Source organism: Granulicella aggregans (assembly GCF_014203275.1).
Lineage (GTDB): Bacteria > Acidobacteriota > Terriglobia > Terriglobales > Acidobacteriaceae > Edaphobacter.
In genome coordinates this window covers 1-22,252 of sequence record NZ_JACHIP010000003.1, presented here as the reverse complement: position 1 = coordinate 22,252, position 22,252 = coordinate 1, and the positions used below count along the sequence as shown (strand labels likewise).

Annotated in this window: 15 protein-coding genes and 3 pseudogenes; 7 read left to right on the top strand and 11 right to left on the bottom strand. The window is 53.8% G+C overall.

The annotated features are described in order from the left end of the window. Window positions 1-30: 30 nt before the first annotated feature. From HDF16_RS10335 to HDF16_RS10315, 5 genes are all read right to left on the bottom strand, one after another. Window positions 31-597: a hypothetical protein gene (locus tag HDF16_RS10335; RefSeq protein ID WP_184216342.1), complete on the bottom strand. Its 567-nt coding sequence runs from the start codon at window positions 595-597 to the stop codon at window positions 31-33. Between the two features lies 1 nt (window position 598). Then, the gene (locus HDF16_RS10330) at window positions 599-1,039 is read right to left on the bottom strand and encodes a hypothetical protein (protein ID WP_184216340.1); all 441 of its coding nucleotides are present in this window, start codon (window positions 1,037-1,039) and stop codon (window positions 599-601) included. A gap of 197 nt (window positions 1,040-1,236) precedes the next feature. Next, the gene (locus tag HDF16_RS10325) at window positions 1,237-2,409 is read right to left on the bottom strand and encodes a hypothetical protein (protein WP_184216338.1); all 1,173 of its coding nucleotides are present in this window, start codon (window positions 2,407-2,409) and stop codon (window positions 1,237-1,239) included. Window positions 2,410-2,591: 182 nt separating this feature from the next. Further along, entirely contained in the window at window positions 2,592-3,218 is a 627-nt protein-coding gene (locus HDF16_RS10320) for a hypothetical protein (protein ID WP_184216336.1), read from the bottom strand. Window positions 3,219-4,409: 1,191 nt separating this feature from the next. After that, the gene (locus HDF16_RS10315; protein WP_184216334.1) at window positions 4,410-7,115 is read right to left on the bottom strand and encodes a hypothetical protein; all 2,706 of its coding nucleotides are present in this window, start codon (window positions 7,113-7,115) and stop codon (window positions 4,410-4,412) included. An 816-nt stretch (window positions 7,116-7,931) separates the two neighbouring features. On the opposite strand from HDF16_RS10315, the gene HDF16_RS10310 reads away from it, so the two are divergent. Beyond that, the gene (locus HDF16_RS10310; protein ID WP_184216333.1) at window positions 7,932-9,983 is read left to right on the top strand and encodes a carbamoyltransferase family protein; all 2,052 of its coding nucleotides are present in this window, start codon (window positions 7,932-7,934) and stop codon (window positions 9,981-9,983) included. 44 nt (window positions 9,984-10,027) lie between these two features. Here the strand turns inward: HDF16_RS10310 and HDF16_RS10305 are convergent, their stop codons facing one another. Together HDF16_RS10305 and HDF16_RS31810 are read right to left on the bottom strand one after the other, a co-directional pair. Beyond that, window positions 10,028-10,435, bottom strand: coding sequence for a phosphopantetheine-binding protein (locus HDF16_RS10305; RefSeq protein ID WP_246409006.1), 408 nt, complete (start codon window positions 10,433-10,435; stop codon window positions 10,028-10,030). Window positions 10,436-10,819: 384 nt separating this feature from the next. Continuing rightward, window positions 10,820-11,383, bottom strand: coding sequence for an AMP-binding protein (locus tag HDF16_RS31810; RefSeq protein ID WP_432432239.1), 564 nt, complete (start codon window positions 11,381-11,383; stop codon window positions 10,820-10,822). Between the two features lie 121 nt (window positions 11,384-11,504). On the opposite strand from HDF16_RS31810, the gene HDF16_RS10295 reads away from it, so the two are divergent. From HDF16_RS10295 to HDF16_RS31555, 3 genes are read left to right on the top strand one after another with little or no spacing between them, the layout of a single operon-like run. Beyond that, a complete protein-coding gene (locus tag HDF16_RS10295) occupies window positions 11,505-12,734 on the top strand; it encodes a hypothetical protein (protein ID WP_184217587.1) in 1,230 nt (409 codons plus the stop codon). Further along, complete coding sequence (locus HDF16_RS10290) at window positions 12,734-13,327, top strand: response regulator (protein ID WP_184216331.1); 594 nt, start codon at window positions 12,734-12,736, stop codon at window positions 13,325-13,327. Before HDF16_RS10295 ends, HDF16_RS10290 begins: the two co-directional genes overlap by 1 nt. A gap of 24 nt (window positions 13,328-13,351) precedes the next feature. Next, the gene (locus tag HDF16_RS31555; RefSeq protein ID WP_184216329.1) at window positions 13,352-14,413 is read left to right on the top strand and encodes an ATP-binding protein; all 1,062 of its coding nucleotides are present in this window, start codon (window positions 13,352-13,354) and stop codon (window positions 14,411-14,413) included. Between the two features lie 440 nt (window positions 14,414-14,853). On the opposite strand, the gene HDF16_RS10280 is transcribed toward HDF16_RS31555, so the two are convergent. The 4 genes and pseudogenes from HDF16_RS10280 to HDF16_RS10270 all read right to left on the bottom strand — a co-directional run bounded on the left by HDF16_RS10280 (window position 14,854) and on the right by HDF16_RS10270 (window position 16,761). After that, window positions 14,854-15,312, bottom strand: coding sequence for a hypothetical protein (locus HDF16_RS10280; RefSeq protein ID WP_184216327.1), 459 nt, complete (start codon window positions 15,310-15,312; stop codon window positions 14,854-14,856). A 176-nt stretch (window positions 15,313-15,488) separates the two neighbouring features. Then, a pseudogene (tnpC, locus tag HDF16_RS10275) lies at window positions 15,489-16,169 on the bottom strand (IS66 family transposase); the annotation flags it as partial. 48 nt (window positions 16,170-16,217) lie between these two features. Continuing rightward, a pseudogene (locus tag HDF16_RS30610) lies at window positions 16,218-16,412 on the bottom strand (transposase); the annotation flags it as partial. Between the two features lie 10 nt (window positions 16,413-16,422). Then, on the bottom strand, window positions 16,423-16,761 hold the full coding sequence (locus HDF16_RS10270; RefSeq protein ID WP_184216323.1) for a hypothetical protein: 339 nt from the start codon (window positions 16,759-16,761) through the stop codon (window positions 16,423-16,425). Between the two features lie 183 nt (window positions 16,762-16,944). On the opposite strand from HDF16_RS10270, the pseudogene HDF16_RS10265 reads away from it, so the two are divergent. The 3 genes and pseudogenes from HDF16_RS10265 to HDF16_RS10255 form a co-directional block, all read left to right on the top strand. Then, window positions 16,945-18,057 (top strand): annotated as a pseudogene (locus tag HDF16_RS10265) (IS3 family transposase). Window positions 18,058-19,051: 994 nt separating this feature from the next. Next, on the top strand, window positions 19,052-20,794 hold the full coding sequence (locus HDF16_RS10260) for an ABC transporter ATP-binding protein (RefSeq protein WP_184216321.1): 1,743 nt from the start codon (window positions 19,052-19,054) through the stop codon (window positions 20,792-20,794). Between the two features lie 19 nt (window positions 20,795-20,813). Further along, a partial coding sequence (locus tag HDF16_RS10255) for a condensation domain-containing protein (RefSeq protein ID WP_348641291.1) occupies window positions 20,814-22,252 on the top strand: 1,439 nt, incomplete at its 3' end.

Below are 22,252 nucleotides of genomic sequence, written 5' to 3'. Positions count from 1 at the left end.
AGAAGACAGCCGTAATGATCGCGAGCGCTCTCATTTGGAATCTCGCTTGGCCGCCGAGGTGATTAAATTCTCCAGGACCGGGTCACAGGTGGTGACATGGCTTCCAATTGCCGAGGAAAGATTGCTCACTGTTTGATCCTGGAATCTGCTTAGACTCGACAGGCGCTGTAAGCTCTCCCGGCAGGAATGTAGGGCGTCAACGTCGATCGAGACACCATCATGCGACGGCCGCGAAATCAGCGCGACCGAGATCGTCACCACGGCAGTCAGAAGCGCCGACACAATCGTAAAAAGATAGGTGCGTGCACGCCAATGGTCCTCGCTCTTCGCCTTCGCCTGTTCCAACGTGAGCTTTGCATTCTCGAGGCTTGAGGCGGGATTCTCAACCTCGACGAGCGCGTACGGTACGGCGTCGGGCTGCGGGGATTGAACAAGCAGATTCTGCCCTTCGATCGAGAAAGCGACCGCCGGACCCGTTGGGCTATTTCTGACTTCGATCACTCTGAATCCTGGCCAACTGGATAGTGCCGTCGACCATCGATTCGCCATCCCGGCCACTGCGTCGAGTTTCACCGATATCTGTTCAAGGTCAGCCATCTCACTCACTCCCGCAAAGTAACGCCTGTGTCAGCTTCTCTTCGAAATCGCCGATCTTGTATGCCTTCAACAATGGAAGAATCGTGGCGGGCTCCAGTTGGGTGCCGTCGAGCTTGTAGAAGAAGACAGTAACCCGGGCCCGTTGCTCCTTCAGTCTCACACGGTAGATGATCTCGAAGAATCCCTGAAGATCGGGCTTGGTTGCGTGAATGAGCAGGTCGCCAGGCTGTTGCTCCGTCTTGGTTGCTTGCAAGTGACTCACTTGAATCCAGTCATTCGCCGTTGATCGAATCCGGCTCGTACAGTCCCCGAGCTTAGGAGCCAACTTCCGCGAGAAATAGGTCGCCGCGTCCATTCCACCGCCGGTGCCCGGATCATTGGGATCTTTCGGAGCATCAATGTCGGTGACTGCTTCGACGCTAGTCAACGGGGTCTTTTGCACCTGCCTCTTCTGAGCGAAGGCGCCAGGTGAGGCCGCAAAAAGCAGACTGAGGGACAGAGCGGTGGCGAACCGGCAGACCAATCGAACGACTCGGAGGAACAAGGTAGGCATGGAGATCACAGCCCAGGGTTTAGATTTGGTGTCGCGACTAGTCTAAACGCCGGCCACGAAAATCCTGGGCGAGCTGTGCCTGGATGCTAAACGATTAGCACGGAAGGGCAGGCGAGCTGGCTGTCCTTGGCTGCCCTGGCTCGGTCGAAAGGCGATTGCTTCATCGTGGACGGCAATCGGAAGGAATAGCCGTACGTGTCTTTGACCAACGAACTCACGGGAACATCGATCGTGTATGGTCCGATCCTGACGTTCAGCGAACAGAACTGAAAGTCTGGCCCCTGCAGGAAATAATTCTTCACGTAGACACCCTCTTCTGGCAGCCGTCGAATACGCAAATATTTACCACCGAAATCCGACCCACTTAGGAATTCCCCGGGATCCGTCGTGAGGATGAAGGCCACCGGCCCGGCGACCTGTTCAATGTAAGCGGAATGCTCAGCAAAGCTCGAGGTTAGGAGATCGGTCAGATTTCCGCGGTCCGGAATCGCGGTCGCAGCTGATACTCCTCGCAGTGCATATTCGTATGTTATCGAACTATCCTGGCTGGCTTTCTCCACGCTCTGCGGCAAGCCGGCAGTTTGGGCAAATCTGGAGCTTGCCGGATCATCTTTGGTGAAACCGATACCAAACGGCGGCCGTCGGAAGCCGAGGCTCATTCCTCTGGTAATGAGAGGAGATTGGGCGCCGAAGAACACCAAAGTGCGCGTGCCATTCTTGACAATTTGGGTGTCATCGCCCGACCAGGATTGGGCGTTCGAGGCCAGTCGAAGGCCTTTGAGCGACTCTACGTTATTTTCAAATTCCGCGTTGCCCTTGAGGTTCGGCAATGGTATCCGCGCACGATAGTTAACGGTAGTCGTTGTGCCTACCAACTGCATCGTCCTGTCAATGTTTCTAAGTGTCAACTTGAGCGCGGCGTCGGCTTCCTTCCCAGCATGTAAACTCTCCGTGGTCGTACCCAGCAACTCATTATTGGATGCAATAAGCTGACTGTTTTTATCGATTAGTGACGCCATCAGAGTGGCCGATTGCTTCGCGCTAGCCGTATTTCGGTTGTCTTCGATCTTCTGCGACACAATGCCGATCAAGAATGAGGCGATAAGGCCGCAAAGGTTTACGCGACCCCACCCTGTCAGTCTGCCGGTGGCTTTGTCTTTGAAGTCGCTGACGAGACCGACGACGGCGAGCATACTGGTTATCGTGAAGCTGACAAGTCTTAGCAGGAACAGCGCTTCGGTTGATAAGAAGTCAAACATGATTCCTTCCTCATAAAGTTTTGTATGACTCCTTCATTGGCTTCCGTAAAACCGTGATCGGAAAAGCGCTGAACGAGAAACCTTAGAACTGGTCTTCTCCTGAAGATCGAACGGTCCGGGAAAGCTTCCGCCATAAAGCCATTATGCAAATTGACGATTCTTCAGCAAGCTACTGAGTACGCCTAGAACATGGTCCATCGCGGGGGGACCTCCTCCCGGTTGATCAAATGATCGATCAGAATTCGATCCGCTTCGATGGGCGCAAATCCAGCAACATGCTGCTCCATAGACTTGTAGCGTTCACCCAGAGATTTGAGCTGCGGAACCAGCTTTTGCTGTACATCGCTCTGTTGCTCGAGGTATCTCGGCGCCACAAAGATTGCACATATAAAGGCACCGATACAGGCGATGGCAATGAGGATTTCGAAGAAGGTCAGGACCCCACATCCGAGGTATCCGCGATACCCTATCTCTGCCATCACGAGGCCAACTGTAAGAAGTTGTCCCACAACCGCCCCCACCATCAGCGTCGAAGTCAGGATGTAAAGCCACACCCAGCCAACAGATGCAAGGGTTGGCGGGCCGGAAAGCGACGGGAATTTCTGCTGCTTCGCGAAAAATGTGAACAACGCGGGAGCGATCAACAGGAGCGCAGCAAACAGAAGGCTGAGGAACAGGTAGTGCGTCTTCGTCAGATAGTGCAAGGAATCTGTAACGAGACTGCCTCCGAGAGCGAGACTCAACAAACCCGTGCCTACGGTGAAGTTCGTGGCAAAACTTGTGCCGAATCCCCACTGTGGACCGCCCATAGGTTTTCTTAGGCTTTTGCAAGACCACAAAAGTGAGATAACCAGGTAGAGAGCCGCAGCAATCAGACCACCGACCAAAGGAAGGCCCAACCAACAGGTCGTCTTCGATGGCAAGAGAATGACCGGTCGCGAAAGCGGCTTTGCGTGCGAGACACACTCGACGGTTTTTGGGGGCGGGCTTTGACCGTTCGCCGGCTGGTTTGTTCCCGCTGGCTTCGTGGTTACACCTTGCGCCGGCAGAGTCTCCGTGACGTTCGCTTTTGCCTCGAAGAGGATGAATCCAGACAGGGGAATCGAGTCCGAACTGGACCGAATATACACATCAAAAGACATGGTTTGGGCTACCTGCCACTCAGCAGGTGGTGGCATACAGAAGCTGGTTGTCTTGAAGTCCGAAGGCTTGCCTTTGCCCGTCTGGGCGAACGCAATCGAGACTCCCGCTGAACTGTCCTTTCTGTCGCTAAGATGTGGGGATGCGCAAAGCTCTATGGGTTGGGTAGGCCCATCGTTTCGAAGGTCGATGTGCAACGCGCCGTCGACGTCTTGCGATTCCAATCCGAATGGTGCCACATGCACTTCCGAGGTTGCCTGAGGTGCACCTGGCTGGCTAATGGAGACGACGCTCTCCGGCAACTTGCAAGCCTGTTCCGAAAAACCGGCAGTCGGCAGGAGTATAGGCGCGCACAGCAGCATGCGCAGAGAGCTCTTGGATGCCGAACCTCTCGTCAACTCTCGAAGCCCAGAAGATAAAACATCAAGGGCGCGGAACGGCTTCTCTCTGACTGGACGGGGGCGTCCTGCTGCATGTCGATCCATTGAAGCCTCCAAGTAGCACCGTCCTCTCGGTGTGAGGACGGTGCGCGACACAGCTCTAGCTGCAGTGCGGATCCTCTCCAGGACAGGCGCAGACTAATTGGGGGCCGCCTGGACACTCGATCCACGTGGGCGTTGCTTTCGACCCGTCTGGGCAGATACGGTCGCACTGATCCATACTCGAAAAACTAAGGCGACGAGGAAGCCCTGGCCAGCCGTGCTTTTTGAAGAGCGTCTCTAGATCTGCCGTGAACTCTGCTGTCGGGAGATTCGTGGCCGAGTTGAGGCTCTTAACTGCGGTGGCCTTCTTTGCCGCCTTCGCTTTCTTGGCGACCGTTGCCTTTTTGGCTGCGGACTCTTTCGTACTCTTCGATGCCATTATTTATCTCCTCCGTCTCCACACAGGGTGCAGGTCACTTTTATCTGCTGCTTCACGATCTGGGCGTCATCCTTGCCGAAAACGATGAGGTCAAGCAGTCCTGGCTTTGCCGTCTGAGCTCGCGTGATCTCGACGTGCAATGTCTTGTCGGCCTTTTTGGCTGCTGCCGTATCAGGTTTTGCCTTGGGATCGGGAGGATCGATGCGCCACTTGAGGGCAACCCCATTCGTCTCCACCCGAACGGGAACCTTGGCAGCAGGATAGGTGATGTCGATCCATGTGGAATCGTACTGCTGCAAAGTGGTGACCTTTACAGCAGTGTCCTTCTTGTCAGCGACGTCCGGAATCGTAAGGTGATAGATTCCAGCATCCGTCGAAACGAGGAGGGCTTTGCTCGGCAGCTTCGTCGGCAAAGTAAAGACGAACGAAGCGATCGACTTGTCTCGAGACGGCAGGGGGGTGACGGTCGGTTGTTCAGCCTCTGCGGGTTTCTTCACTGGCTTCCTGCCCGCCTTGGCCGGAGCCGGGGCGGGAGGCTTGGGGGTGCAGTCCGGTGTACCAAACCTCAACGGCTTATCCGATGCAATCAACGTCCAGCAATGATCCTTCGTGTCCGTTGAGCCAACGATTGCGGTTCCATTGATTCGTGCCAGGACAAATGTGTTGTCGCTGACCCGCGCTACGGTGAATTGAGCGTCGATGGGAGTGTATGGGATAGTACTCGACCATCTTTCAGGGTCGTAGAAGGGCCACGCGATCTTGATCGTCGCCGCGGACGTGTCATTCAGCAGGGTGTCAGAGACGTCCGCGCTGATCTGGACCCGTTCCTCTCCGCCCACCAAGATGGGCACGATATCGTAAGGAAACGGGACCGCGGTTCCATTGACCGACAAGATGGGCGTCTGAGTCGCATAGGTTGTGGCTGCTCCGCTTTTGGCCGTCAGACTACCGTTTGTGACAACGCCGAGATTCGAAACCGCGAGCTTCCATGACTGTTTTTTGTAGGCCGACTTTTCGTCATCCTTGGACTTGGTAAGCAGAACCTTTGGATCGGGTTTGCCGCGCAGAGTGATGGTCAGGCGCCTTGTCCCACTTAGAGACTCTGTAAGCTTAGGTTGAACGGAGCCATCGATCTCCACTCCGTACTCACACTGTTCGCGACAGTTCGCTGGGCCGGTGTTCACCAACGGCGCGGACAGTCCATACCGTCCCTGAATAACGCCGGTGCCGCTCGCCACCTGATCGAGCGTCGATGCGAGCTCAAAGCTCTGGTCCGACTTGATCGCCATATTGCCGGCGCTCTCAGAGTAGTGATTGTCGCCAAGAAGAACCTGCGTATCCGTGAAGAAGTTGTTGCCCTTTACGGATATCGTCGCTGTCTTGCTGCCCGTTGGCCGCCACTCAATATTCGTAACCGTCGGAGTCAGTTGCTGTTGATACTCGTCTGTTGATCCGATCCGTACCGACCCCACCGCTCGGTAGTTCAAATAGCCCGCATGGGCGAACAGCTGAGGCTTCGCCAGACCGAAGCTCAGTCCATACATGAAGTCCCGCGCTCGATTCGCTTCACGCTCTTCAAAGGCCGTTTGCGTGTTGCGGTCGTACTTCTTCCAGTAGGTGCGGATCTTCGGAGTGAGGGTGATGGAACAACTATCATCGGCCACAGCGGCGGTGCAATCCTTTTTGGGCAGAGCCAGCACAGCGAACAGTTGCTTCAGTCCTGGGGTGACGGATCTCCTGCCCAGCACAGGCCGAAACATCCACCCAAAGACAATCTTGCCGCCGGGGGCCATTCTCTCGTAGGACAAGGTATCTACGTCCTTGTACAGATAGAAGACCTGCGAGCGCTTTCGGAGTCCTCCACCGACTTGGAATGCACCCGCCATAGCTGCGCCGCTATAGGCATTCGACTTGCTGCTAAGAGCAGCGGCGTTGTATGTCTTCTCCTGCGGCATAAGGGCGACCAACGACACGTCATCCACGTCAAGCGCTACCTCAACGACAGCGACGGCATCGTTCGCGGTTCGTGGCGGATCCAGCGTCACGTTGAAACCGAGTACAGTCTGGAGCCGTGTTTGACCATCGGCAGAATGGGGATAGATGCGGTCGGAGAGGGCTCGATCAAGAAGCAACTGCAGATTGACGATCTGATAGGAGAGATCCATCTGGTCGTTGAGGAGATCGGACGGGCTCGAGCCAAAAGTGGGACTGAAACCAGCAGGGAGTGCGGCGAAGCTGTCGAAGGCGGGCGCGGCCGGCGTCACACTCGAGTTTGTGACTTGATTCTGGGTCGTAGTCGTATTCGGGAGTGGGTTTCCGTTTGCGTCGACGATGCCGGTGTTTAGTGTGTTGGTCAACGAGGTCGCAGGGGTAGGGCTCGCGGTCACCGACACCGCGGTTGACGTCTCCCGCTGGCTCAGACCCTGGAGGTTGTTCAGGGCCGCCGCCACCGACTTGAAGTCGAACACCCCGTTCTGGGTCTGCTGCTGGCTCAATTGTTGCTTCAGTTTTTGGAGCTGGAGGGTGAGCGTCCTGTTGTCGAAGGCCTTGGGTAGACCAACGCTGAGACCGTTGCAAGGCACCAATTTCCAATTCTTCGCGTCGTCTTTGGTGCCGTCTGTGCAATTATTAACCCCTTGCCCAAGGGCTGCGCTTACCGCGAACATGGAGAACAGAGCTGCCAAACACTGGTTTACGCGCCGCATATTGAATCCTCGAATAACTTCCCTCTGGAGGTGTGGCGACGCTCTCCCGTACTGGAGAGCCGGAATCGGGGATATATCTGATCTGCGACTTGGCCCAAGACACAACTCAACTGGTGAGCGACATGCAGATGACGGCTCAAGCCCCGCGCGGAATGACGATCTTGGCGGCCACTCCTGCGCGATGACTACTGCGTTTCACAACTAAGGAACTACGAAAGAGCAAGCTAGCGCGGCTACGCTAAGTTTCTGTGAGAGGCGACAGGGTACAAGTCCGCTTGGAGCTTGTAAAGCGGAAACTCCAACCCAGGCATCTCCTGCGGCGTAGTTGATGAAATTCGCTGTCGAGAAGTTAAGAGTTACTAACCTTCGCGGCGGGTCGTGATGCGAATCTTTCCGGTAGGAAAGCCGTCCCGCCTTGGCAATCGGCCTCGCCTCGCACAATTTTCATAGTTCGGACAATCCACGAGACAGCAACCGGCAGGACGAATGTAATCCTGTCCGATTAGCTGTCTCATTTGCGCCCATGATCTTCTAGAATCAAACATCGCTTCAGCCAAAGGAAACGCCCACCCTTGCAGATGAAGGGGCGAGGACAGTTTATCGCCACCATATCGAGTTGGCAAGAGACAGTTTCGAAGCGACAACTTACTTCTTGAGCTTGGGGTAGAATTGCGGCATCCGGTCCGACGAGAGAAAGACCCAAGCGCATCACCCAAGGCGAGTCGAGACCCGCTTGCCCAGCAACTGGGCTTAATATTTGTAATTTGGGAGTTTACGGTGAAAAGCAAACCACGCCGGAGTGACGGACCATGGGTCATGGGAATCAGCGCTTCTCATCACAATGCGTCAGTCTGCATTGTTCGAGATGGCGAGTTATGTGTCGCCATCCAAGAGGAGCGCCTAAGTGGTCAAAAGAGGCGCGGTTTTGCTGCGGCAGACTCCAATCTTTCCGTTCCTTACTGTCTTGAAACAGCAGGTATTGCTCCCGCCGATTTGGACATGATTGTTGTATCCACTGCAGGTTTTACAGCAGATAATCCTCGCAACGACTTGCGTTTGAATGCGCAACTGTGTCCGATCGTCCATTCAACACCTCACCTCACTATCCCTCATCATCTTGCACACGCAATTAGCTCATACGCACTTTCTGGTTTCAATGAGGCAGCGATTCTGGTCGTTGACGGTCTTGGCTCTCCATTTAGAGATCTGACGGCTGATGAAAAGGCGCAAGTTGCCAGATCATTTCCAGACGGATGGGAGCATACAAGTCTTTATCACGCTCGTGGCAGATCCTTACGCTGTCTAGAGAAGCATCTAACTCCCGATCGTCAGTGGCTAAAAGCTAACGGAACCGGTATGAGTAGCTTCTTTAGCTTTGGCGCTATGTATTCCGCCGTAGCGACCCAGATTTTCGGCGATCCGCTGGAGGCCGGCAAGGTCATGGGTCTTGCTCCATTCGGACGATCTACCTACGAACCCAATGCATTCTTTTTCCCCTCCGGTAGAGAATTCGTATTTCGCGATGAGGTCACGCAGGCGTTCCGCCATCCTGAGAGGTGGCCCAACAGGCAGGACGATTACAAGAACTTAGCTGCCTCTGTTCAAGCTGCGCTCGGGGACGCTGTTCTAGATCTTGCGACACGTCTACAGAAACTCACGGGTAGTACACGATTCTGCTACGCAGGAGGGGTTGCGCTAAACTGCACGATCAATGAAGCGTTGCACGGGAGTAGACAGTTTAGCGAAATCTTTATTCCTCCAGCTGCGGAAGACAGTGGGGTAGCGATCGGAGCAGCATACTTCGGATTGTGGGAACTAACGGGCGAGAAGGCGGAAACCCCTCGTCTCAGCAGCGATACCACTGGAAAAAGGTACTCACACAACCTACTTTCACAGTTGGCGTCGCCACAGATTTTCAATGTGGTGATCAAGCCTAATCGTTCAGACACGCTCCAGGAGGCCGCTGAACGACTGGCCACCGGACAGGTATGCGGATGGCTCGAAGGTGGCTCAGAATTTGGCCCTAGATCTTTGGGAAAACGAAGTATTTTTGCGGACCCTCGCGGTCCATCAATGAAGGCGAAGCTCAACACTTTGAAAGGACGAGAGGCCTTTCGGCCACTGGCCCCAATTGTTCTCCTCGAAAAAGCATCAGAATGGTTTGAAGCAGAGCCTCCCCTTTCTAGTCCCTTCATGCTGCGAAATTGGCGTGTAAAACCAGAAGCTGTGCGCACCATCCCCGCCGTTGTTCATGTGGACAACACGGCGCGCGTACAAACAGTGAGTCGACTCGATAGCCCTGTTGTGTGGGATTTACTTACCCGATTTGAATCTCTTACCGGAATTCCTTTGCTGGTCAATACTTCCTTCAACATCGCTGGCGAGCCGATTGTTGAAGATCCGGAGGATGCCATCTGGTCATTCTTAGGTTTGCACCTCGACTTCCTGGTCATTGAGGGTGCGATAGTCACACGCTCTGGCACTGAGACTTCCATTCTCGATACAATACCTTCCCTAACAAGGATCAACGTCTTGTCGATCGCGAGAGGAGAGAATGGCTATCACCTTGTGGAGACGATGCCTAACTCTGCATCAGGAATTGGGGGCCAGTCAAGTTTGTGTAGGCTCTCGGATCATCAGATGGAAATATTAAGGCTGATTGATGGCAAGATGGATGGCTGGGCTTTACTGGAGACCATTCGCACAAATAGCAAGAGGATGAACAGTGAGTTGCTGGAAAAAGCAATCGTCCTCTTACGCCGACAGCGGCTTATCTCGTTAGACGTGGCAAGCTTCTCTGTAAATGAGGCCAAAGATACGCCCGCGGAGACGAGCCTAAATAGACCGTATACCGACGCCGAACAGTGATGTTATGTCAAAGATGGCAAATGAAGCAGCGTTCCGTACACATCTCATTTTCTAGTCTCGATATGCTTGCACGGCGGATCCACACTTTTAGCATCACCATACATGGCTTTCAACGCCACTGAGTGGAACTCAACAGGCCGTGCACGACGAAATACCGTCGGGAGGTCGACGCCCATGACGGCTCGGATCCTGCTAACCAGCCTGGTGGCCAAGAGCGAGTGTCCTCCAAGATCGAAGAAGTCATCGTCGAGGCCGACTCGCTCCACCGCCAGCACCTCGGCGAACAGACCGCACAGGATCTCTTCTTCCGGCGTCCGCGGAGCCCGGTACCCCTCCCCGCCGCCGCCCACTCCGGTGCGGGCAAGGCACGCCGGTCCAGCTTCCCGTTCGCCGTCAGCGGCATCCGGTCCAGCTCCACGATCGCGGAGGGAACCATATACTCCGGAAGGCATTCCGATAGATAGGCCCGCAGCGCCTTATTCATAGAACTCAACTCGACCGCGCGGGACGCCGGTTTACTTGCAAAATTCGCTAGCGGAGCATCTTCGTGAACGCCTTGATATAAAGAGATTAGAGACGGCATGGCGTGGGATGCTTTACTCATCCTCGGCGAGCCTTGCCTGTAATGTCTGGATCGCGGTAGCCGATAGATCCGTCCCCCAATAAAACAGGCATTTGGAGCAATTTTCCATAGCAATAAACCGGTGCCCACACCGATTTCCAGGACCCGCTTCGGGTGCAGGGCAAGAACGCGATTGACCGCCTCGCTCCGCCACTCCTGCATGTGTTCTACATCGATCGCCTGACCATCGTAGCTGCTATGCCAGATGGAAAAGTCATCTTCCCGCGATGCGCCGTTTCGCGTTCCATAGAACGACTAATAGACACTCTCCCACGCTCGTACCTGCTCGGACTCGCAAGTCTTTTGCTCCTCCGGACAGGCTTCCATCTCCGCTCGCGGGACGACATATCCTACGAGCCTCTTCTCTCCGGGCTGGTCCTCGCGTGCCACCACCGCGGCATGGGCCACCGCCGGATGACCCTCGAGGACCGCCTCGATCTCCCCCCGGTTCGATGCGGAAGCCGCGGATCTTGACCTGGTCGTCGGCCCGGCCCAGGTACTCCAGCACCCCGTCCGGAAGCCAGCGCGCCAGGTCCCCAGTCCGGTACATCCGGCTCCCCGCCGCCCCGTAGGGGTTCGCCACGAACCGCTCCGCCGTCAGGCCGGGACGGTGCAGATAGCCTGGGTCGAGCGGAACGTAAGCCGCCCCGCTCTTCAGTATCCCCAGCAGGCCGGCGATCAGCTCGGCCGACCGCGGCAGCGCCAGACCTACTCTGTCCTCCGGCCCCACGCCCCGCGCGATCAGCAGGTGCGCCACCTGGTTGGCCCGGAGGTTCACTGAGCCTGCCTCATCGGGGTGACAAACCACTGGCTGATATTGCTTTCGCCGTGTTGCCTGGACGATGATACGATTGCTGACCGGAACAAACTGCTGAAAGGCCTTTTGCAGACCTCTGCCGATGAAGCGTAAACAAAATCTCAGACCTAGGCTCGGGCCGCTACTCAGTTCGCGGTCTGGCTGTGTCATTAGCATCATTTTCTTCGATTCGTTTTGCATTCCTGTCTCACTTTATGCGCAAGCGGCGCAACCAAAAGTCCCGTTCATCGACGTGCCGTTCCTACGCACCTTATTCACTGTCATTGTTTCCGCCGTGGTCGGCTTTGTTGTCGCTCGCCTGACGAAGCGGATACGGGATTCCAGAATCGCTTATACCGAAACGACTCAAAGAGTTGTGTTGGACATTCATGAAGAACTGCGCAAACGACTGAAGCTTCTCTATGAAGAGCAGGAGATAAATCAGCTAACAACGATCGCCGTGACCTTTGAAAATATCGGCACCACGCTCATCCTGGCGCAGACGATACGAATTGAACTCCCCGAATCCGCAAAAATCCTGGATTTTCGGTGCGTCAACCCAGCCCGCGAACTTAGAGCCGAGCTTCTGCGTGACGGCTTCAGCGATAACCAAGGACAAGTCTTGATCGGGCATTTTGATCGTAATCAACAGCTTCAAGTGAGCATCATCGCATCCAGCAACGGCCCCGTTAACATCAAGATGTATCCCTCAAATGACAAAGACAGCGTCGCTCTTGTGGAGAAATCACGAAGTAAGGTGATGGATGAGCGAGAGCAGTTGACAAATTTCATTCGTTCCGTCCTGGCGTACATCTTTCTCGGATCCCTGGCCCAGCACTTGAATACCTCCTTCAGATACCAGTTACTGATCCTCGTGCCCCAGATCTTGCTCATCCTTTATATGCTGCGCCTCGCCTACCCTATTTCGAGATCGATCGCAAGCGGTATAACTTACTGGGCTGCTCTTCGTGGAAACGCTCTTGCCGCGCAACAGGACGCGCCATTGCAAGCCGCTTCGAGCAACACGACTCGCCGAATTTCGACGCGTCGCGAGAGAGGCGGAACACTATCCGGCCTGAGAAACGGACAATCATATAACGGGCACAACCTTCCGGAACATCAAGAACTGGCCGCCTCGATCGAGAGCACGATCGACTATATCATTCGATCTGACGGAATCTCCAGCGGAGAGCTGGAAGCCAAGTTTGGAGAGATTCGAGAGTTTGTTAGAGCAGAAGTGGGAGCAAACAGCCACTTCGAATCACCTGAAGAGTTCGATCGGATTTTCGAGTTCATCTTCACGAGAACCCGCAGAGTAGATGGAGGTCGTTAATGGCTGGAAAGAAAATCGCCGTCGCCAAGAAGCAAGCCAAAGCAAAGACGAAGAAGACCGAAAAGGGGCCGGCACAGCGGCGAAATGTCGTAATCTTCGCAGACGATCAGCCAAGATGGCACAAACACGTCGAACGAACAAAGGAATCGAAGCTGCCCAAGCTGAAGAACATATTGACGAACTGCGAAATTCGTTCAGCAGCTGACGCGGACGAGCTCATGGAAGCGATCCGAAAAGCCTTAGATGAAGTTGATGTAGACCTCATTTTTGTCTTTCTGGATCTGAACTTTCCTGATATTCAGACCGGGCTCGCGACACTCAATCGCTTACGCAGGAACAGCGACGATCGCGTCCGCCAGATTCCAGTGTTCGTATATTCGATCAGTAAAGACCAGTCAGAGGTTGCTGCCGTTCAGACGCGCGGTGGCAACGGCTACTTCCACAAAGTGGACCATCCCGACACGTTCTGGGAGGCACTTCAGACGATTGATCGATCAGACGCTAGCCAATGGCCAAGGCCTGGGCAAGCCGCAGATGTTATCAAAGGACGCCGACCAGCGAACGACCTCGCTTCCGCACAGTTCTTACAATAACGCCTCGGACCTCGGAGGAATTTAGTGAACACTGAGCTCGAAGATCGCGAGGAAGTGGAGCAACTCACCGGCCACCTGAATCATCAGGTTGTGTCACCGTTAGTTGGCCTGCGATCGAACATGAAGCTCTGGAGCCAAGCGATCGATGCCGATCTTGACAAATCGACCGGATCTGCAAGAGAAGATCTTTTAGCCGTCTCCGACACGCTGAAAGACGAATCAGATGAACTGAAAGGCGTAATCGCCGCAATTCAAGATCTGAGGGCCAAGTTTAAGACGACCGCTGATGTCACACCATGGAACGTTAGCGAATCCCTGAACAAGCGCTTCTCTCCAGTGATCAATCGAACCTTTCGAACCCTTCAAGGTCTCGAGAGATCGCATAGAAGGGTAATCAAGAAATACAGAGCTGATTACGAGTTGTGTCGACGTATGGCCGCGCAAGCTGATCGCTTATTGAAAACGGTGTACAGCAGCTCCACCGAATTCAAAGTTGATCTCTCACGGCTCAACTTTGACAATATGCTCCATTTGGCTTTTGAATCTGCCCGCGATGCATTCGAGAAGCGTTCTATCAAATACGAGAATTTGATTTCTTTTAGGAACCTTTCGCCCGCACCGTCGCCGATTGTCTTTGGAGATTACACAAGATTGATTGAGCTGTTCGTCAATCTGATAGACAACTCAGCCAAGTATTCGGGCAAGAAAGATACCCTTAGAATTTCGGTTACGCTCAGTCGCACAACGGGGACTGCCATCAAGGACCTCTTGCGGACGCAGGTTGAGTCGCAATGGGAGCGATTCCTCCTGATCGAGTACTGCGACAATGGCATTGGGATCAAGCCTACAGAGCGGAAGCTCATTTTTCAAAAAGGCGAACGAGGATTAGCTGGCCGGTCGAAGCGTGACGAGGGGCTTGGTTACGGCTTGTACTATTGCCGAAAGGTCATGCATGCGCACAGAGGCAATATTATCTACTCGAACTCGCTCTACTGTGTGGGCGGTAAGGGCAGCTTCTTCTTGTATTTCCCAGAGTTCACTTCGGCGTCCCAACTCGAAGCTCCCAAAATCACACACCAGAGATGACGGCATGAAAGCGCAAGGGCGAGTTCCAGATGAAGGTCGCATCTTACTTCACAAAGGATTCGATAAATCGTGAGAGCAAGAGAAGGATGCAAGAACCGGTCAACATATGAAGACTAGTCCCACAGAACTCCTAAAGGCCGGGGACGTCATCGCGTGGAACGAATGGCGCCGCACGACCAAGACAAAGCCCGACTTGACCAACCTGGCACTCAGAGGCGTTAATCTGGATGGTGTCGAGCCGAAGCAATCTACCGTCTCCAGTCAGGCCTTATGTACAGAGTAGGCTGGCAATCTGCGGCCTGCTTAATAAACCGAGGGTACCAAACCGACAAGGGAACGGAGCCGATCCCAGCGGGACATTCGCGCCGTTCTTTTATAGGCCAAATTGGCGGGAACCTTGAGTTCGAGTTCGCACCCCGAACCGATTCGGTTCCAGATGTTCAGGTGAATTCGCCGCCCCAGGATGTCTTCATGCCAGAGGGGTCCCGTCCCATCACTATTTGGAACATCCAATCGTCACAATTCGCATCCATCCGCAACTTGAGATCGAGCAGACGCTGAACATCGGCTTCAGTCAGACAAAGTGGACGATCCGATCGATGGTATTTGGGCGTATCTAATTTTCCGCGGTTTACAGCGCGTACCGCCCATAGCGCTCTTGTCTCTGCATCCAGATCCTTCCATTTGAATTCCAGTTCGCTGGGACGAACGAAACTTACTGCAACCAGCCAAACGACTGCGCTGATCGGCTCTTGCAGACGTTCGATCAATAACTTCAAGCCTTCAAATGTCGGAAGTTCCTTACGCTCACGGATTGGCTTTGGTGGAAGATCCGTTCCCTTTGCTGGGTTCGAAGACATGTATCCATACTTGATGGCGGCAGTAAATATAGCGCTCAACCCCCACTTCAGGTTCTTGAGTGTTTGAACAGCCTTACCCTCCAGAGCTTTTCTGTTCAGGAAGAACTGTACATCTTCGGTGGAGATCCGTAAGCGTGGGATCTTCTCATCTGGTACGCATGCAGGTTTTGTGCTTGGTCTGAGCTAAGTGTCCGCTTATTTTAGGCGGACACTTATTAGGTGTCGGTCGTTCTAGCCGAGCTATGAGTGGCGGGGATGTTCCAGGGCAGGAGCTCTGCGATGCGGTTGATCGGGTGGTCGGCGATGTGGGACAGGACGTATCTGAGGTAATGCTCCGGGTTGATGTCGTTGAGCTTGGCTGTGCCGAGCAAGGAGTAGATGGCGGCGGCGCGTTCTCCTCCGTTGTTGGAACCGGCGAATAAATAGTTTTTCCTTCCGAGCGCGACGACGCGCAACGCGCGTTCGGCTGCGTTATTGTCGATCTCGACTGTTCCATCGTCGAGGTAGCGAGTGAGCGCGGTCCAGCGCGAGAGCGCATAGCGGATCTCTCCGGCCATGTCGCTCTTGGCGGAGAGGGTCTGAAGCGTCTGATCGAGCCAGACTCGGAGTTCTTCCATCACGGGCGTGGCACGTGCTTGTCTGGCCGTGAGTCGGATCTCCGGCGGGCTGCCGCGCACCTGCTTTTCGACGGCGTAGAGCAAGCCGATGCGCCGGATGGCCTCTGAAGCAGTCGCCGAGGCGGTGGCGGCGAAGATGTCGTGGAACTTGCGCCGAGTATGTGCCCAACACGCTGCTTCGAGGATCCTTCCTCCTTCATAAAGCGGATGAAAACCTGCGTAAGCATCGGCCTGAAGGGTTCCGAAGAAGTTCTTCAGATGTGCCCGCGGGTGCCGCCCATCCACTGCTCGCTCTGCGATGCTTACCGGTAAAAGCTTCATCGCTTCAATCGGTGCAACTGAGAGCTTGCCCTCGTTATACAAACGACGCCAGTGAAAGACGACGTTCGCGTTCAGCCCATGGGCACGAGCCACCCGTGCGACGCTCGCGCCCGGCTCCAAAGCCTGCTCCACAATCAACCGCTTCTCAACAGCAGAACGACGCTTCCGTACCTGTCGAACCAAAACCACAGGAGCTTCCATCAACTCATCGTCAAGCCAAGATCAACCCACCCACCAGATGGAAAGAGCACACGCTTACGGAGATCCGAAACAACGGCGTATTTCCGAATGCGGAAAGATAATGCACACGGATATTGCTTTCATAGCCATGCGCTGTCGTCCGCTTCTTGTTGGGTAGCTTCAGAGAGCGATATTTTCCAATGAGTTCATGAAAGGTGATTTGTTGCTTTGCAGGTTGATCGAAATTGTTGATCGGTTCGAGGATGATGGCGAGCTTCTGCTGTGCGGCGCTCTTCGAGGGAACCTCCGTCAGATATCCGAGATTGATGTATCGTCGTCTCCGTTCAATTTCTCCTGCCTCATTCGCCACATCCTCCCGTTAAACCGTTGCCAATATGCTGGACCACGATCTTTACGCAAACGGACGTGGCCCATTTGAAATCTTTTCCTACGCAATGTCTTGAAATGAACCTTGATCGGCCTCGCTATTTCTGAACCAGTTTGAATGTTAGTTTTCGACCAAAACCTGACCTGAGAGAGTGGAGGGATTTAGATGAAGAAGAAGCGTTTTTCTGTGGAGCAGATGGTCGGCGTGTTGAAGCAGGCTGAGGTGGGAGTTCCTGTGGCGGAGGTGATCCGCAAGGCCGGGATCAGCGAACAGACGTTTTACCGTTGGAAGGCGAAATATGCTGGTCTGGAGGTAGATCAGGTTCGTCAGATGGCGCAGCTGCAGGAAGAGAACCTTCGTCTGAAGAAGCTTGTGGCCGAGTTGGTGCTGGATAAGACGATGCTGCAGGATGTGCTCTCAAAACAATGGTGAAGCCTTCGCGGCGTGGCCCCGATGGTCGATCGGTTGATGAGCGGCTACGGGGCGAGTGAGCGGCACGCGTGCCGTGTCCTGTGCGTGACGCGCGGGACGTATCGCTATCGGAGCTATCTTGATCCACGGACCGAGCTACGGATACGTATCCGCGAGGCCGCTCAGGCAAGAGTGCGCTATGGATACCGCAAGATCCGCGTGCTGTTGAACCGCGAAGTTCGGGATGTAGGCAAGTATCTGGTGTTCCGACTGTGCAAAGAAGAGGGCTTGATGCTGAAACGCATGAAGCCTGCCGGCAGGCGCAAGGCTGCGCGACAGCGCGAAGAGAAGCTCAAGCCGAGCGCTCCGGATCAAGCCTGGAGCATGGACTTCGTGTTTGACCACTTGCAGAACGGGGCCCGGGTTCTGCAACTGACTATCGTCGATGTCTACACACGAGAAGCGGTGGCGATCGAGGTCGGTCAGAGCTTGACGGGAGACGATGTGGTGCGTACGCTGACCAGGCTGAAGCTCGAACGTGGGGAACCAAAGGTGCTGTTCTGCGATAACGGAAGCGAGTTCACCAGTCATGCAATGGATCTCTGGGCCTATTGCAACGGAGTGAAAATCGACTTCTCCCGGCCGGGTAAGCCAACTGACAACGCGTTCGTGGAGAGCTTCAATGGAACCTTCCGAAGTGAATGTCTCAATACTCACTGGTTCCTTGACCTGAAGGAGGCTAAGCAGCTGATCGAGGCCTGGAGGCGTGAATATAATGAGAGTCGTCCTCACGCATCTCTCGCCGACAGGACGCCCAGCGAATTCGCCAGCCAGTATGCGGCTAGTCGCGTACTGGCTGGAACTTAAACAGGTCGAAGACTAACTCTGACCTTGGTAGAGAAAAGCTAGGCTCTTAAAGAAGCTGCGCTACCCTGACACTCCGCGGTACAAAAGATCGGGCAGGCCACTTGTTACCAACCTGATGTGGAGGTAACCCTAGCGTTGCCCTACGATTTACTGGTCGCGAGATCGATATTGAGAGCTAGAATCGAGAACTTCTTGCAAATTATATGTTGGCACCCCGTTGAACGATTAGACTCCTACGAGAAACTTAAGCTACTGTATGACGTGAAGACGATCGCCTATGTGCCACCAAGGCGAGGAATCTGCTTCAGGTGTAGTGTTCATGTCTGGTAGCTCGAAGCTTCAGCCTGTCCGCTGAGTTGAATATCATTCGCACTTTTCAGTAGGGTATCACATGCCTTGGGTCAACCTTCATGCTGACAACGCCCGTTTCGTCATCAACGAAGCACCGAGGCTTCGCAAAGTTATTTACCGCATCGTCAGCGACGTTGCGTTTGCAAGAACAATCAGATATACAACCTAATCTCTGGCACTTCGTGTCCTGCACATGCGATACTCCAACCACAATGAGCTACAAACAAAATGCCAATCAATTGCCGCCGGTTACAAACAAGCTATTCTCGTTCGTACCATTCCGGGTGAGACTCGCTCCGGCCAGGGTCGATGAGTGGAAAAGTAAACTCTCTAATCGATTTTTCCCGCTTGCAAGGGGCAACCGCGCAAAGAGTGAGTGGCGCTGTTGGCCCGCTTAGCATCATTGGTGCCCCCCCAAGCAATCTCTTCATGGCACGCAGAATCGATCTTGTTTTGGAGCTTGACAAGGTTGAGAGGTCCTCGTCCAATTAGGCAACTTTCTATTGTCTAATCGTTGCAGATGGCAATGGCGAGACGCAAGAGCAATTTTCACTGCTGCTTTAGTCTGCTGATATTCGATCTCCCGTAGGATCCAGAATATCTATCTCAGGCGTCGGCAGGGGTGACTAGCGGAGGAGTTTGGATGGGTAGATTGTTTCGACTGCTGCGGCCCCACTCTAGCATCGTCTTTGCTAACTTGGCGCTGATGGCGGTTAGCCAGCTTGCACGCTTATTGATTCCATTTTCCTCTCGATATCTGCTGGATAGCGTGGCCCCAGCTCACAGTACCAAGTTGCTGATACTCCTGCTGCTAGCACTGTGTATGGCAGTCGTTGTTGATGCATTAGCGCTGTCAACTGCGCAACAGCGAGTTAACGCACTGGTGGGACATTTGATCCGTGATCTTCGAAGGCAATTATTCAACCACACGTTGAAAATGCCCCTGTGCGTGCTTGATGGAATGTCAACGGGCGAGTTAGTCACGCGAATTCTTGACGATCCCGATGGCATTAGCGCAATAGCAGGCCCCGCAGTCTTTTCTGCTGTGCTCTCTCTGATTTCCGGGGCGATCGTCTTCGGGCTATTACTTGCGAAAAGTTGGCGCATCGGCGCATGTATTTTCATCGCCATGTTCTTGGGGGCGATCTTGATACAACATCTTATCAAGCAGATTGGGTCAGCCTCTAAACCTCTTGCGCAGCTACAGGCTGCGGCACATAGCCAGGTAACCGAGGCGTTGCTGGGATTACGGCTTATCAGAACTTGCTCTGGAGAGGGTGACCAGGGAAGGGATTTCGAGTGGGCAACTCAAAAGATATTTCGACAACATCAGATTCTGTCTCTCCGCGAAAAGGACCTGTCGATTGCAAGCATAGCCATATGCGGGAGCGCATCAATATTGTTTATAGGATTCGGCGGGGTATTTCTCATCCATAGCAGGTGGACCCCGGGAGAATTTGTACAGTTTCTTGCGACATCGATGTACTTGGTCGCTCCTGTCTTCACAATTTCAAACCTGGGGCCAACCATAACTCGAGGAGTCGTAGCCTTGAAGCAACTTGAAAAGATCTTGAATATTGAAGAAGAAGCGGCGATTGGGACCTGCCCTGCTCCGATTGCTGGTGAAGTTCAATTTCATAATGTTTGCTTCGAATATAGCAGAGATCGTCGGGCGCTCAGCATGTTATCGTTCAGTGTTCCTGCGGGATCTACTTGTGCAATCGTTGGGGGCTCAGGAAGTGGAAAATCAACAATCTTGGCGCTCCTCTGTGGACTGTACCGGCCATCATTAGGGATGATTACTATGGATGGAATAGACATTCGGGAAATTAGCTGTCTTCCTGAATATCGAAAGCAGCTCGGGATTCTTCTCCAGGAGGCCGCGTTGTTTAGTGGAACTATAAAGAGCAATATACTGATGGCGAAGCCTGACTCCACGGATTTATTACTACGGGAAGCATGCGGGGAAGCTTTTATTTTTGAGTTTGCGGACTACTTCCCGGGAGGGCTCGATACTCCCGTGGGTGAACGAGGGATACTATTGTCGGGCGGGCAGAGGCGCAGAATAGGTCTAGCTCGGGTGATTTTGTCAAATCCGAGGGTCTTATTATTGGATGAACCGACTTCCGGCCTTGATGCGTTCTCTGAAAGAGTTGTGCGCAACGGCTTACGCAAAGCCGGAAAAGGAAAGACAACCATATACGTCACACATTCTATTGCTGATGCGCGTGAAGCTGACCAGATAATAGTTTTAGAAGGTGGATCTTTGGCAGAAAGCGGATCCCACCTCGAGTTGCTAGCTAATGCCGGACCCTATTTCCGAATGTTTTCCGAGCAGACATCCAGATATGTGGAATCTCGTGCCATTCTGAATGATCGTAACTAAATACCCTATGCGAGCTTAGATGATAATGCGTGATTTAGTGCCACTCAAAAGAGATATACGGATCCCATTGTCATTTGCACAGCAACGTCTATGGTTCCTATCGCAAATGGATGGTGCGAGCAGGAGTTACCATATTGCCTTCTGTTTACGTTTACAAGGTGGCTTGAACCGTAAAGCGCTGCAATTGGCTCTGGACACCGTGCTTGCCAGACACGAGGCGTTGCGCACGACATTTTATGTCGAAGCTGGGACGCCTTTTCAGAGAATTCAACCGTGGGAAACATTGAACCTTGAAATCTTCGAGACAGATCTTCGAGATCATCCTGATCCCGAATCATCCGTACAGGCCGTCCTGCAACACGAAGCGGATGGCCGGTTCGATCTGGAACGGGGACCGTTGATCCGAGCTCATCTCATTCTGGCCGCCAACGATCAGACGCTGCTGGCCGTTACCATGCACCACATTGTTTCTGATGGCTGGTCGATGGGGATCTTCTGCGAAGAAGTCATCTCTTTATACAATGCACATATTCGGGGCGAACAATGTTCATTGCCGAGTCTGGCTATACAGTACGCCGATTATGCGGTATGGCAAAGGCATTTGCTAGAAGGAGAATGGGGACAGTCACAAAGTGAATACTGGAAAAAGGCTTTGGCAGGGGCACCTTCTCTTCTCCAGCTTCCTACCGACTATCCGAGGCCGGCAGAACAAAGCTATGCCGGTGCGTTCAGAGCTATCTTCTTAGATGAGGATTTGACGCAAAGACTAAAGAGTGTCGGCTCCCGACATCGCGCAACCTTGTTCATGACTCTGTTCGCCGCATGGTTTCTGCTGTTGTCTAGACTTACAGGGCAAGAGGATTTGGTCGTCGGAACGCCGACGGCCAATCGTGGACGGCCAGAGCTCGACCCTTTGATCGGTTTTTTCGTGAATACCTTGCCGGTTCGTCTGGATCTGGCGGGCTCACCCACCGTAGGCGATCTACTCAAGCGAGTCAAAACACAGGTCTTGGCGGCCCTGCGCAATCAGGACATTCCCTTCCAGCAGATGGTTGAGGTGCTCAGGCCGGTTCGAAGCATGGCTCATACGCCGCTGTTTCAGGTGATGTTTGCCTGGGGAAGAAAAACACAAGCAATGTCCAAGCTGGATGGACTGGAACCCCAGCCCGGACCTGCGATACATCACACCACGTCGAAATTCGACCTCAGCCTACACCTCAACGAATCGGAGGGCATGATTTCTGGTGGCATAGAATACGCCACTGCCCTCTTTGATCCCGCAACCATTGACCGTTACGCATCGTATTTTCAGGAATTGCTTCAAGCTGTCATCACAGACGACACGCAGCCAGTGGACCGATTGGCCATCCTGCCCGCGACCGAACGTCAGCAGGTGCTGTATGACTGGAACGATACCGCGACTGAGTTCCCGGCTGCGACATGCATCCAGGAGCTCTT